Origin of the sequence: Sphingomonas sp. CFBP8993 (assembly GCF_034044895.1) — a bacterium.
Classification (GTDB): Bacteria; Pseudomonadota; Alphaproteobacteria; order Sphingomonadales; family Sphingomonadaceae; genus Sphingomonas.
The window spans coordinates 353,259-365,069 of the sequence record NZ_JAXCWU010000004.1; the positions used below are offsets into that span (position 1 = coordinate 353,259).

At 67.1% G+C, this 11,811-nt stretch carries 12 protein-coding genes and 1 tRNA gene; 12 read left to right on the top strand and 1 reads right to left on the bottom strand.

Annotated elements, in window-relative coordinates; translation table 11 throughout:
- Positions 1-39: 39 nt before the first annotated feature.
- Positions 40-129, bottom strand: a tRNA-Ser gene (locus tag SOM26_RS10460).
- A gap of 126 nt (positions 130-255) precedes the next feature.
- Here SOM26_RS10460 and hspQ point away from each other — a divergent pair.
- The 12 genes from hspQ to SOM26_RS10520 all read left to right on the top strand — a co-directional run bounded on the left by hspQ (position 256) and on the right by SOM26_RS10520 (position 11,696).
- Positions 256-636 (top strand): heat shock protein HspQ, encoded by a 381-nt coding sequence (hspQ, locus tag SOM26_RS10465; RefSeq protein WP_320452652.1) that lies wholly within the window; start codon positions 256-258, stop codon positions 634-636.
- Positions 637-772: 136 nt separating this feature from the next.
- Positions 773-1,072, top strand: coding sequence for a 50S ribosomal protein L21 (gene rplU / locus SOM26_RS10470; protein ID WP_007405484.1), 300 nt, complete (start codon positions 773-775; stop codon positions 1,070-1,072).
- A gap of 43 nt (positions 1,073-1,115) precedes the next feature.
- Positions 1,116-1,382, top strand: a complete 267-nt coding sequence (gene rpmA, locus SOM26_RS10475) for a 50S ribosomal protein L27 (RefSeq protein WP_042486007.1) — start codon at positions 1,116-1,118, stop codon at positions 1,380-1,382.
- A 183-nt stretch (positions 1,383-1,565) separates the two neighbouring features.
- The gene (locus SOM26_RS10480; protein WP_320452788.1) at positions 1,566-2,114 is read left to right on the top strand and encodes a GNAT family N-acetyltransferase; all 549 of its coding nucleotides are present in this window, start codon (positions 1,566-1,568) and stop codon (positions 2,112-2,114) included.
- A 719-nt stretch (positions 2,115-2,833) separates the two neighbouring features.
- On the top strand, positions 2,834-3,229 hold the full coding sequence (locus SOM26_RS10485; protein WP_320452653.1) for a TadE/TadG family type IV pilus assembly protein: 396 nt from the start codon (positions 2,834-2,836) through the stop codon (positions 3,227-3,229).
- Positions 3,229-4,845 carry a pilus assembly protein TadG-related protein gene (locus SOM26_RS10490; RefSeq protein WP_320452654.1) on the top strand — a complete coding sequence of 539 codons (1,617 nt, stop codon included), beginning with the start codon at positions 3,229-3,231 and terminating at the stop codon, positions 4,843-4,845. Before SOM26_RS10485 ends, SOM26_RS10490 begins: the two co-directional genes overlap by 1 nt.
- A gap of 48 nt (positions 4,846-4,893) precedes the next feature.
- Positions 4,894-5,943, top strand: coding sequence for a GTPase ObgE (gene obgE, locus SOM26_RS10495; RefSeq protein ID WP_320452655.1), 1,050 nt, complete (start codon positions 4,894-4,896; stop codon positions 5,941-5,943).
- Between the two features lie 178 nt (positions 5,944-6,121).
- The gene (gene proB, locus SOM26_RS10500) at positions 6,122-7,222 is read left to right on the top strand and encodes a glutamate 5-kinase (protein WP_320452656.1); all 1,101 of its coding nucleotides are present in this window, start codon (positions 6,122-6,124) and stop codon (positions 7,220-7,222) included.
- The gene (locus tag SOM26_RS10505; RefSeq protein WP_320452657.1) at positions 7,219-8,115 is read left to right on the top strand and encodes an SDR family oxidoreductase; all 897 of its coding nucleotides are present in this window, start codon (positions 7,219-7,221) and stop codon (positions 8,113-8,115) included. The genes proB and SOM26_RS10505 overlap by 4 nt, the downstream gene beginning before the upstream one ends.
- 72 nt (positions 8,116-8,187) lie before the next feature.
- Positions 8,188-8,433, top strand: coding sequence for an acyl carrier protein (locus SOM26_RS10510; protein ID WP_058718202.1), 246 nt, complete (start codon positions 8,188-8,190; stop codon positions 8,431-8,433).
- A 28-nt stretch (positions 8,434-8,461) separates the two neighbouring features.
- Positions 8,462-9,724, top strand: a complete 1,263-nt coding sequence (spt, locus tag SOM26_RS10515) for a serine palmitoyltransferase (protein WP_320452658.1) — start codon at positions 8,462-8,464, stop codon at positions 9,722-9,724.
- 52 nt (positions 9,725-9,776) lie between these two features.
- Positions 9,777-11,696 (top strand): ATP-binding protein, encoded by a 1,920-nt coding sequence (locus SOM26_RS10520; RefSeq protein ID WP_320452659.1) that lies wholly within the window; start codon positions 9,777-9,779, stop codon positions 11,694-11,696.
- Positions 11,697-11,811: the final 115 nt, after the last annotated feature.

Genomic DNA, 11,811 nt, shown 5'->3' on the forward strand with positions numbered 1-11,811 from the left:
CGGGATTTCCATCCGGGTCCCGATCGTCAGCAGGGTAAGTGGCGGAGAGGGAGGGATTCGAACCCTCGGTACCGTTGCCGGTACGCCGCATTTCGAGTGCGGTGCATTCGACCACTCTGCCACCTCTCCGCGAGGACGTCCGAGCGGTGGAAAACCGCTGGGGCTGATCGATTGGAGGCGCGCTGTTAGATCAGCTTTTTACGCATTGCAAGCGCCTAAACTTGTGCAACGCGACAAAGGCATTAAATCGGCTGCATGGATCGTATCGACACACTGCCTCTCACCTCGCGCCTGGATGTGGAGGCGCCGATGGTTGCGACCGCCCGGTTCGCGATCGGGGACGTCGTGCGTCACCGGATGTTCGATATTCGCGGCGTAATCTTCGACGTCGACCCGGTCTTCGCCAACAGCGACGAATGGTATGACGCGATCCCGGAGGATATCCGGCCCGCCAAGGACCAGCCCTTCTACCACCTGCTCGCCGAGAACGCCGAATCGAGCTATGTCGCCTATGTCAGCCAGCAGAACCTGCTGCGCGACGACAGCGACGAGCCGATCGAACATCCCGCGATTCCCGGCCTGTTCACCGGCTATGCCGATGGCCGCTACCTCTTGCGGCGCGAACACCGCCATTGAGGGGCATGGGGATCGCCTGACAGGGGCGAAAACCGGATTCCCCGGTTGACAATCGTCGCCCCTTTGCCTAGCTGACCCTTCTTTCCCGACGGGCATCCCCGCGCGGGAGCCATGCATTTGGGAAGTGATGAGAGCCATGTTCGCAGTCGTGCGCACGGGCGGCAAGCAGTATCGCGTCGCCGCCGGAGATAAGATCGTCGTCGAGAAGATCGAGGGCGAAGCCGGCGCGTCGGTGACGCTGGGTGACGTCCTGCTGGCGGGCGAAGGCTCGGAGCTGAAGGCCGTCGACGGTATCACGGTCGCCGCCGAGATCATCGCTCAGGCGAAGGCCGACAAGGTCATCGTCTTCAAGAAGCGTCGCCGTCACAACTATCGCCGCCGCAACGGCCACCGTCAGCAGCACACGATCCTGAAGATCGTGTCGGTCGGCGCCTGAATTTCAGCCGCGCCACCCCAACGAAATCCAGGAGTAGTTCGCAATGGCACATAAGAAAGCAGGCGGTTCGTCGCGTAACGGTCGTGATTCGGCCGGCCGTCGCCTTGGCGTGAAGAAGTTCGGTGGCCAGGAAGCCATCGCCGGCAACATCCTCGTGCGTCAGCGCGGGACGAAGTTCTATCCGGGTCGCAACGTGGGCATGGGCAAGGACCATACCCTGTTCGCGCTCGTCGATGGCCGCGTCGCGTTCCACGAGGGCAAGCTGGGCCGTAAATTCTGCTCGGTCGAACTGGCCGCAGCGGCCGAATAATCGGGCAACCGCGCCGGGTTGCCCACCAGGGTGACCCGGGTTCCGCGCAGGAACCAGCAAAAAAGGGAGACGGGTCACCCCGGCTCCCTTTTTTCATGCTCCCTCCACCGCTTGCGGCGTCTGTCTCCGTCCCGTCATGGGCGTGTGCCAGAGGCGCCGGGCGTGACGAGGAGTTGTCGAGTGATGTTCGCGCGGACACCAAGATTGCTGTTGCGGCCAGCCTGGCCGGAAGATGCCGCCGCCCTGACCCAGGCCATCGGCCATGAAGACGTCGCCCGGATGGCGGCGCGTGTCCCCTATCCCTATACCCGCGCCGATGCCGAGCATTGGCTGGCCCAGCCCTGTGGACCGACCGAGCCGCGCTTCCTGATCACCGCGCTCGATCGTGGTGGTGCGCCGGAACTGATCGGCGGCATCGCGATCATCGCGGGCGATACCGGCCACGAACTCGGCTATTGGCTGACCCCATCGGCCTGGGGTCGTGGCTATGCGACCGAGGCGGGCCGCGCCGTCGTCGCCATGGCGCGCGACGCCCTGCCGATCAGCCGATTGGGCGCGTGGCACTTCGTCGACAACCCGGCATCCGGGCGCGTCCTGGGCAAGCTGGGCTTTCGCGCCACCGGACAGCGCATGGCGCGGGCGTCGGCTGGACGGTCGGGCCTGTCGCCCAGCCTGCACTATGCACTCGACCTGGAAAGCGAACGACGGTCGATAATGCCGCTGGCCGCCTGACCCTGACAGGACCGCGTTCGTTGCGCGGTCCTGGAACGCGATGACATGAGGTTGATCCGAAGAAAGCCCCTCTCCTTTAGGGGAGGGGTTGGGGTGGGGCATCACCCCAGGGCTTGTCGTTTGTGGAAGCGCCCCACCCCCGGCCCCTCCCCTGAAGGGGAGGGGTGGGTCGAGCTGACGTTATCGTACTCTAAAAATTGATACTTACTCCATTCCTCCTCTGTAAGGGGAGGTGGCAGGCCGAAGGCCTGACGGAGGGGTGTCCCGATAGGAGAGGGCAGTAAAAGCTGCAGCCGGGGAAACCCCTCCACCATGCTTTGCTTGGTCCCCCTCCCCTTACAGGGGAGGAATGAGGACTTTGCCGTTTGAATGGCGATCTGCCCCAAATCTGCGGATCGAATCGCATCAGCCAACGTCTCGCGACTCGCACGGGCCCCATTTCGCATAGTACTGCACGACATGGCTCTGTCGCATCATCGTGCTCGAATTGGGCAGGATGCATGCCGTTGAACTCGGGTGCACCGACCATTCCGGTCATGCTTTTGTTTTAAAATAACAGTATACGAATGCATGCGGAATTATTAGGAAATTGATAAGGTTTGAAACCGCTTTCTTCTGCCGTGCTCACTGCCGCAGGGGATTGTCCGGTGGCCCTTATGTCCGTTCGCGTCGTCGCGTCGTGCCCCTTTCGAATCTGCCGCCCCCATGGCCCGGGTGGCGTGACCCGATGCCCTCGCGGTGTCGCTGCGGTCGAGATGGCGCTGGTGCTGCCCTTCCTGCTGGCATTGTTGATGGGCATCGTCAGCTATGGCGATTATTTCCTGACCGCCCATCTGGTCCAGCAGGCGGCGCATGACGCGGCCCGCGCGTCGCTTGCCGGCATGAATGCCACCGAGCGCAAGAGCATCGCGGTCGACACCGCCAAGCGGATGCTCGATTCGACCGGCGTCCTGCACCGCGATCGGGGACAGGTGGACACGGTCGAGGTCGACAATCTGATCACCGTTTCGGTCCGCTATGACGCGTCCGCCGACCCCCTGCTTAGCCTGCCCTTCGTGCCCTCGCCCGGCACCACCCTGACCGCGCGCGGTGTCGCGATGATCGGGGGCCTGTGATGCGCGCGCTCTGGGGGGATCGGCGCGGGGCGGTCAGCATCCTGACCGCGATCGCGGCGATGGCGATCATCGGCTTTGCCGCGTTGGGCATCGACGTCGGCATGATGTCGCTGTCGCAACGCCGGTTGCAGGGAATTGCCGACCAAGCCGCGCTTGCCGCCGTCGCTTCGTCCGTCGATCGCCGGGCGGAGGCGATCAACCGCCTGATCGCCGCCAATGGCCTGAGCGATGTGACCGCCACGATCACCACCGGCAGCTATCAGGCCGACACCGGCATCGCGCCCGCCAACCGATTCGTGGCCGGAACCGATGCGGGTGCGTTGCGCGTCCGGCTCAGCCGCCCGGTGCCCCTGTTCTTCGGCCGGCTGCTGACGGGCCAGAACAGCACGCCCGTCGCCGCCAGCGCCACGGCGCGGCGGATCGACCTGGCGTCCTTCTCGATGGGGACGCGGCTGGCCAGCGTATCGGGCGGCCTGCCTGGCGCGCTGCTCAACGGGCTGGCGGGCAGCGACCTGTCGCTGTCGCTGGGCGATTATCAGGCGCTGATCAGCGGCCGGATCGACCTGTTGAAGATGAGCGAGTCGCTCGGCACCCGGATCGGGCTGACGGGGGCGAGCTTCGACACGATCCTGGCGACCGACGTCGCCCTGCCCTCGCTGGTCAATGCGATGGCCGATGCCGCCGGCAATGCGGGAACGGCCGCGTTGTTGCGCAACCTGTCGACCCGCCTGCCGGGATCGACGGTGCCGCTGACCCGGCTGATCGACCTGGGGCCGCTGGGCGACCTGACCAAGTCGAACTCGCGCGATGTCATCACCATGGATGCTTACTCGATGCTGCGCGAATCGCTGTCGGTCGCCAATGGCCAGCGTCAGGTCGCGCTGGACCTGGGCGCGTCGGTGCCCGGCCTCCTCTCGACCAAGGTGCTGCTGGCGATCGGCCAGCGGCCGGTCAATTCGCCCTGGCTGGCCGTCGCGCCGAACGGATCGGCGATCATCCGCACCGCGCAACAGCGTTTGCTGATCGACACCCAGATCGGTGTGCCGCTCGCCGCCAATGTCCAGTTTCCGATCTTCGTCGAGACCGCCTCGGCCCAAGCGCGCCTGAACAGCGTCACCTGTACGGCAGGCATCCCGAGCGTCAGCCTGGACGTACTCCCCTCCCCCGGCACGATCGCCATCGCGCAGATCGACCGCAGCCGCTTCAACGACATGAGCCGCTCGCCGATCGGCGGCGAAGTGCCGCTGCTCCAAATCCCGCTGGCCAATGTCCAGGGCTATGCCAAGGTCAACCTGGCCGCCGACAGCGCGTGGCAGCGTGTCAGCTTCAGCCAGAGCGACATCACCACCCTGACGCCCAAGACCGTCACCGCCAATTCCGCCGTGCGAGGAATCGCCAGCGCGTTGATCGGACAGGTCAGCCTGCGCCCCGAGATCCTGGGCCTCGGCCTTGGCCTGGGCGGCCTGTCCGGCGTGGTCGGCGCGGCGCTGACCCCGGTCGCCCCCGCGCTCGACCTGCTGATCGGCAATCTGAGCGATCTGCTGGGTTTGCATGTCGGGCAGGCGGACCTGACGGTCAACGGCGTACGGTGCGGCGGCGCGACCCTGGTCGCCTGAGCGCAGCAAGGCTGGTCAGTCGGCGCGGTCAGCGGTAAAGGCGACCCCATGCATTTTCTCGATCAGGCCAAGATTTTCGTCCGCTCCGGCTCGGGCGGCCCCGGCGCAGTGTCCTTTCGCCGTGAAAAGTTCATGGAATATGGTGGTCCCGACGGCGGCAACGGCGGCAAGGGCGGCGATATCATCTTCGAGGCGGTCGCAGGCCTGAACACCCTGATCGACTTCCGCTACACCCAGCATTTCCGGGCACCGCGCGGTTCGGGCGGATCGGGGTCGAATCGTACCGGCGGCGGCGGCGACGATCTGGTCATCAAGGTGCCGGTCGGCACCCAGGTCCTGTCCGAGGACAAGGAAGAGGTGCTGCTCGACTTCACGAAGGTCGGCCAGCGCGAGGTGTTCCTGCGCGGTGGTGACGGCGGGCGGGGCAATGCCACGTACAAGACCTCGACCAATCGCGCGCCGCGCCAGCACGGCACCGGCTGGCCCAGCGAAGAGGCGTGGGTCTGGCTGCGACTGAAGCTGCTGGCCGATGCGGGCCTGGTGGGTCTGCCCAATGCGGGCAAGTCGACCTTCATCAATGCGGTGACGAATGCGCAGGCCAAGGTCGGTGCCTATGCCTTCACCACCACCCGCCCGCAGCTGGGCGTGGTGCGGCATCACGACCGCGAGTTCGTCGTCGCCGACATCCCCGGCCTGATCGAGGGGGCCGCCGACGGTGCGGGGATCGGCGATCGCTTCCTGGGGCATATCGAGCGGTGCCGCGTGCTGCTCCATCTGGTCGACGCCAATGACGAGGATGTGGCCGAGAGCTATCGCATCGTCCGCGACGAGCTGGAGGCCTATGGCGCGGGTCTGATCGACAAGCCGCATATCATCGCCCTGAACAAGATCGACACGCTCGACGACGAGCTGATCGAGGCGCTGTCGGCCGAACTGGCCGAGGCGAGCGGCGCGGACGTGATCCCGCTGTCGGGCGCGGCGGGCACCGGCATCGACTGGGTGCTCGACAAGCTGCTGGAGCAGATGGGCCCGGGGCCGGACGCCGTGCCCGAGGGGGACGTGGGCGAGGACGAGATCACGTGGTCGCCCTTGTCCTGAGGTGTCGGGGGATGGGCTCGGTAAGACATCCGGCCCTCCCCCATCCCCTCCCGCCTGCGGGAGGGGAGCGATACCTGGCGGGCCGTTCGCGCCTTCTTCTCCCCTCCCGTAAACGGGAGGGGTCGGGGGAGGGAAAGAGGCCTCGCAGAGATCAACAATCCTGGTGCTCCACCCAATAATGATCTTCCCCCCCACCATTTGCCAGCGCCTGATCGTCAAGGTCGGCTCGGCCCTGCTCGTCACGCCCGAAGGCGATGTGCGCCGGGACTGGCTGACCGGTCTGGTCGCCGACATCGCCGCGCGCGTGCGGCAGGGGCAGCAGATCGCCATCGTCTCGTCGGGCGCGATTGCGCTCGGCGCGCGTCGCCTGGGCCTGCCCAAGGGCGGTCGCGCCAGCCTGGAGGATGCACAGGCCGCCGCCGCCACCGGCCAGATCGCGCTCAGCCAGACCTGGGCGGAGCTGCTCCACGCCGAAAACCTCACCGCCGCGCAGATGCTGGTGACGCTGGACGATCTGGAGGACCGCCGCCGCTATCTGAACGCCGCCGCGACACTGGGGCGCTTGCTGGGCCTGGGCGTAGTGCCGGTCATCAACGAGAATGACAGCGTCGCCACCGAGGAAATCCGCTTCGGCGACAATGACCGACTCGCCGCGCGGGTGGGTCAGGCGGCCGGAGCCAATGGCGTGCTGCTGCTGTCCGACGTCGACGGGCTGTACGATTCGAATCCGCACACGAATCCGACCGCCCGGCATATCGAACGCGTCGAGCGGATCGAGGCGGTCAGTGGTATGGCCGATGGCGGCTCCGCCTCGGGCATGGGCTCGGGCGGCATGGTGTCCAAGATCGCCGCCGCGCGTATTGCGGTCAGCGCGGGCGCGCACCTCGCCATCGCGTCGGGCCGGATCGACCATCCGCTGTCGACGCCCGCGCGCCATACCATCTTTGTGGCCGAAAAGAGCGCCCCCGCCCGCAAGGCATGGCTGGCGGGTGGCCTGACCGCGCGCGGGGCGATCTTCGTGGATGCGGGCGCGGCGAAGGCGCTGGCCGAGGGCAACAGCCTGCTCGCGGCGGGCGCGACCGCCGTGCAGGGGCATTTCGCGCGTGGCGACCTCGTCACCGTCGAGGGGCCGGACGGCACCATCGCTCGCGGCCTCAGCGAATATGACTCGACCGAGGCACGCGCGCTGGTGGGCACGCGGTCGGACCAGCAGGCCGAAATTCTGGGCCATGCGCCCCGCGCCGCGCTGATCCATCGCAACCATCTGGCCCTGCTATGATCGTGGCGGTGACGGGAGCGACCGGCTTTGTCGGTCGCGCGGTGGTCGATCGTGCCGCCGGTTCGGGATTGTCGCTGCGGGCGCTGACCCGCCGTGCCCAGCCGTCGCGGGCCGGCATCACCTGGATCGCGGGCGCGCTCGACAAGCCGGACAGCCTGGCCACGCTGGTCGAGGGGGCGGACGCGGTGCTGCATATCGCAGGCGTGGTGAACGCGCCCGACCGTGCGGGCTTCGTCTCTGGCAATATCGACGGCACCCGCGCGATGGTCGAGGCGGCGAAGGCGGCGGGCATCCGCCGCTTCGTCCACGTGTCCTCGCTGTCCGCGCGCGAGCCCGACCTGTCCGTCTATGGCTGGTCCAAGCGCCAGGCCGAGGATGTCGTGACGGATAGCGGCCTCGACTGGACCATCGTCCGGCCGAGCGGCATCTACGGCCCCCATGACACCGAATGGCTGGACGTGTTTCGTACCGCGAAGCTCGGCCTCGCCTTCATGCCGCCGCCGGGCAGGCTCTCGCTGATCGCGGTCGAGGATTTCGCGCGGTTGCTGACCACGCTCATGGCCGCGGACGGCCCGCGCGCCGTGCTGGAGGTCGATGACGGCCAGGTCCTGACCCATGCCGAACTGGCCGCCGCGATGGGGGCGGCGGTCGGGCGGCGGGTGATGACGCTGCATCTGCCCAAGGGGCTGCTGAGCCTGGGCGCCAAGATCGACCGCCGCGTGCGCGGGCCCCGCGCCAAGTTGACCGAAGACCGCGTCGGCTATCTCTGCCACCCCGACTGGACCGCCGACCCCGCCCTGCGGCCCGACCCGGCGCTGTGGCAGCCCGCCATATCATTGCCCAAGGGGCTGGCGGATACGGCGCGGTGGTATCGCGCCAACGGCTTGCTATAGCAGACACATAGACGCGCGGTCGAAAAGCCGCCGCATTTGGGTGCCACTGGGCCCCCGACTGAAAGGATCACCATGAGCGACCGCCAAGCCATTTTCGACACCGTCGCGGCCCAGATCGCGCCCTTCAACAAAAAGGGCGTGGCGCTGACCGAGGCGACGACCTTCCAGGGCGACCTGGAATGGGACAGCCTGACCGTGATGGACTTCGTCGCCGCGATCGAGGACGAATTCGACATCATCATCACGATGAACATGCAGGCCGAGATCGAGAATGTCGGCCAGCTGGTCGACGCGGTCGAAAAGCTGAAGCAAGCCTGACCCTGAAGCGCCCGAGACGGACTTTCCCATGACCGAAGCCGCTGCCCAGCCCCACGCCCTGCCCACCGACGCGCCCGAAATCGCGCCGGAACGCGACCTGCTTTCCAAGTTCGACGGCCTGATCGCCGAACGGCAGGCGCTTCTCGACTCGGGCGTCACCGATCCCTTCGCGATCGTGATGGAACAGGTGAAGTCGCCGACCGAGGCGGTGATCCGCGGCAAGGACACGATCCTGCTCGGCACGTACAACTATATGGGCATGACGTTCGACGCCGACGTCATCGCGGCGGGCAAGACCGCGCTGGAGCAGTTCGGTTCGGGCACCAATGGCAGCCGGATGCTCAACGGCACCTTCCATGACCATATGGAAGTCGAACAGGCGCTGCGCGATTTCTACGGCATGACCGGCGCGATCGTCTTTTCGACCGGGTACATGGCCAACCTCGGCATCATCTCGACGCTGGCGGGCAAGGGCGAATATGTCATCCTCGACGCCGACAGCCATGCGTCGATCTATGACGGCTGCCAGCAGGGCAATGCCGAGATCGTCCGCTTCCGCCACAATTCGGTCGAGGACCTGGACAAGCGGCTCGGCCGCCTGCCCAAGGAGCCTGCCAAGCTGGTCGTGCTGGAGGGCGTCTATTCGATGCTGGGCGACATCGCGCCCCTGGTCGAGATGGTCGCGGTCGCCAAGAAGCATGGCTGCATGGTGCTGGTCGACGAGGCGCATTCGATGGGCTTTTTCGGACCCAACGGGCGCGGCGTGTACGAGGCGCAGGGGCTGGAAGGCCAGGTCGATTTCGTCGTCGGCACCTTCTCCAAGTCGGTCGGCACGGTCGGCGGCTTCGTGGTGTCCAACCATCCGAAGTTCGAGGCGGTTCGCCTCGCTTGCCGTCCCTATATCTTCACCGCCTCGCTGCCCCCCTCGGTCGTCGCGACCGCGACGACCTCGATCCGCAAGCTGATGACCGCCCATGACAAGCGCGAGCGGCTGTGGTCGAACGCGCGCGCGCTGCATGGCGGTCTGAAGGACATGGGCTTCCGCCTGGGCACCGAGAATTGTGACAGCGCGATCGTCGCCGTCATTCTGGACGACCAGCAACAGGCGGTCGTCATGTGGCAGGCGCTGCTCGACGGCGGGCTGTACGTGAACATGGCGCGTCCGCCCGCGACCCCGGCAGGCACCTATCTGCTGCGCTGTTCGATCTGTGCCGAGCATACGCCCGAGCAGATCCAGACGGTGCTGGGCATGTTCCGCGCGGCGGGACAGGCGGTGGGCGTCATCGGCTGATCTCCCCTGACCCGCTTGGCAAACGGGGGGGCTTGGGTTTAGCGTGGCGACCGTGACCGAGCAGGAAGACCAGCGAGAGGGGAGCCGGTGGCAGACCCTGGCCCTGATCGCGGTGGCGCTGGCCGGTGCGATCACGCTGGTCATGCTCATCCTGACGCTGGGCCACGCCAATCGCGAACGCGACAGCGCGCTGGAGCGGCAGCGGCGCAGTTACGACGTGATGATCCTGGCGCGCACGCTGGCGGGCACGATCGCCCGGTCGGAAGCGTCGCTGGGCCGCTATGTCATCTCGGGCGACAACAAGCCGGGCCAGATCTATTCGGACGAATGGACCCTGGCGGGCGCGCAGCTCGACCGACTGGACCAGCTGGTCGAGGACCCCGCGCAGCAACGGCTGATCGACCGGCTGCGCCGGGTCTATGACGAACGCGGCAAGCAACTGGCCACGATCGCGCTGTCGACCACCTATCACCACAATCGCCAGGCCTATGCGCTGTTCTATCAGGCGGGACAGGCGCGGGCGCTGGTGCAGATCGGGCGGACGCTCGATGCGTTGATCGACGGCGAACGCATCCTTCTCGATCAACGCAGCACCGTCGCGCGCGACACCGTCCTCCATTCCAACCGGATCGCGGGGGGGCTGGCGCTGTTCGTCATCGCGCTGGCATTCGGAGGCATGGTGCTGGGCTGGCTGATCCTGCGCGCGGTGTCCCAACGGGCCGAGGCGCGGGCGGAGGCGCGGGCCGAACGCGCGCGGGCCGAGGAACTGGCCAGCGCGGTCGAGGCCGCGACCCAGGAACTGAAGGTTCAGGAAGCCCGGTTGCGCCAGGCGCAGAAGATGGATGCGCTGGGCCAGCTGACCGGTGGCATCGCGCACGACTTCAACAACATGCTGGCGGTCGTTCTGGGCGGCTTGGAGCTTGCCCGGCGCACCGGCAAGGCCGAGGATCTTGGCCGCCATCTCGAGAGCGCGACCGAGGGCGCGCACCGCGCCGCCGCACTGACCCGCCGCCTGCTGATGTTCAGCCGCGAAGAGGCGCTGACGCCGGAATCGCTGAAACCGCGCCAGCTGGTCGCGGACATGCGCGACCTGCTCGACCGGACGCTGGGCGACGGGGTGAAGGTGACGGTCGAGGATGCGACGACCGACTGGCTGTTGTTCGGCGACCGGACGCAGATGGAAAATGCCATCCTGAACCTGGCGGTGAACGCCCGCGACGCGATGGACGGGCGCGGCGAATTGACCATCACCACCAGCGAAGCGACGGTTGCCGTCGACACGCTGCCCCGCGCAGGCGCGGGCGACTATGTCATCCTGTCCGTCACCGATACGGGCGCCGGCATGACGCCCGACATCGTCGAGCGCGTGTTCGAACCCTTCTTCACCACCAAGCCCGCGGGCAAGGGCACCGGCCTGGGGCTCAGCCAGATCTTCGGACTGGTCGGCCAGATGGGCGGCGACGTGACCATCCGCACCGCCCCCGGCGAGGGCACCACGGTCAACCTGTACCTGCCGCGCCATGTCGCCAGGCCGGTGGCTGCGCCGGTCGAGGCACAGGCGCCCGCACCCGTCGAAGCCGCCGATACGGGCATGTTGCGCATCCTGCTGGTCGAGGACGATCCACGGGTGCTGGCCGCGACGCTGGAGGCTTTGCGCGAACTGGGCCACGACCCCATCCCCTGCAGCGACCCGCGCGAGGCCGAGGGGCTGCTGGCGCGTCATCCGGGCGTGCGCCTGATCGTGTCGGACGTGCTGATGCCGCATCTGACCGGGCCCGAACTGATCGCCACGCTGCGCCCGCGCCACCCGGATGTGGCGGTGCTGTTCGTCACCGGCTTTGCGGGTGACGTGCAGGCGGCGGGGTTCGAGGGGCATGAGGTCCTGCGCAAGCCCTTCACGCTCGCCGGGCTGGAGCGGGCGGTGGCGGCGGCGTTGAAGCGTTGCGAAGGGCTGGTCTGCGCGGCGGCTTGAGCTTGGGGCATGGCCTTCGATTTCGCTCAGGCGGAACGGAGGCAGAGGCGTGGGGCTTGATACCAGAAGCCGTTCAGCTTGAGCGAAGTCGAAGGCCACGGAAATCCATCGCAAT

What these genes read in the sequence shown, in the direction of transcription:
- rpmA (WP_042486007.1), top strand. Translation starts at nt 1,116, where the DNA reads ATGGCACATAAGAAAGCAGGCGGTTCGTCGCGTAACGGTCGTGATTCG.
- SOM26_RS10505 (WP_320452657.1), top strand. Translation starts at nt 7,219, where the DNA reads ATGATCGTGGCGGTGACGGGAGCGACCGGCTTTGTCGGTCGCGCGGTG.
- proB (WP_320452656.1), top strand. Translation starts at nt 6,122, where the DNA reads ATGATCTTCCCCCCCACCATTTGCCAGCGCCTGATCGTCAAGGTCGGC.
- spt (WP_320452658.1), top strand. Translation starts at nt 8,462, where the DNA reads ATGACCGAAGCCGCTGCCCAGCCCCACGCCCTGCCCACCGACGCGCCC.
- SOM26_RS10510 (WP_058718202.1), top strand. Translation starts at nt 8,188, where the DNA reads ATGAGCGACCGCCAAGCCATTTTCGACACCGTCGCGGCCCAGATCGCG.
- rplU (WP_007405484.1), top strand. Translation starts at nt 773, where the DNA reads ATGTTCGCAGTCGTGCGCACGGGCGGCAAGCAGTATCGCGTCGCCGCC.
- hspQ (WP_320452652.1), top strand. Translation starts at nt 256, where the DNA reads ATGGATCGTATCGACACACTGCCTCTCACCTCGCGCCTGGATGTGGAG.
- obgE (WP_320452655.1), top strand. Translation starts at nt 4,894, where the DNA reads ATGCATTTTCTCGATCAGGCCAAGATTTTCGTCCGCTCCGGCTCGGGC.
- SOM26_RS10480 (WP_320452788.1), top strand. Translation starts at nt 1,566, where the DNA reads ATGTTCGCGCGGACACCAAGATTGCTGTTGCGGCCAGCCTGGCCGGAA.
- SOM26_RS10490 (WP_320452654.1), top strand. Translation starts at nt 3,229, where the DNA reads ATGCGCGCGCTCTGGGGGGATCGGCGCGGGGCGGTCAGCATCCTGACC.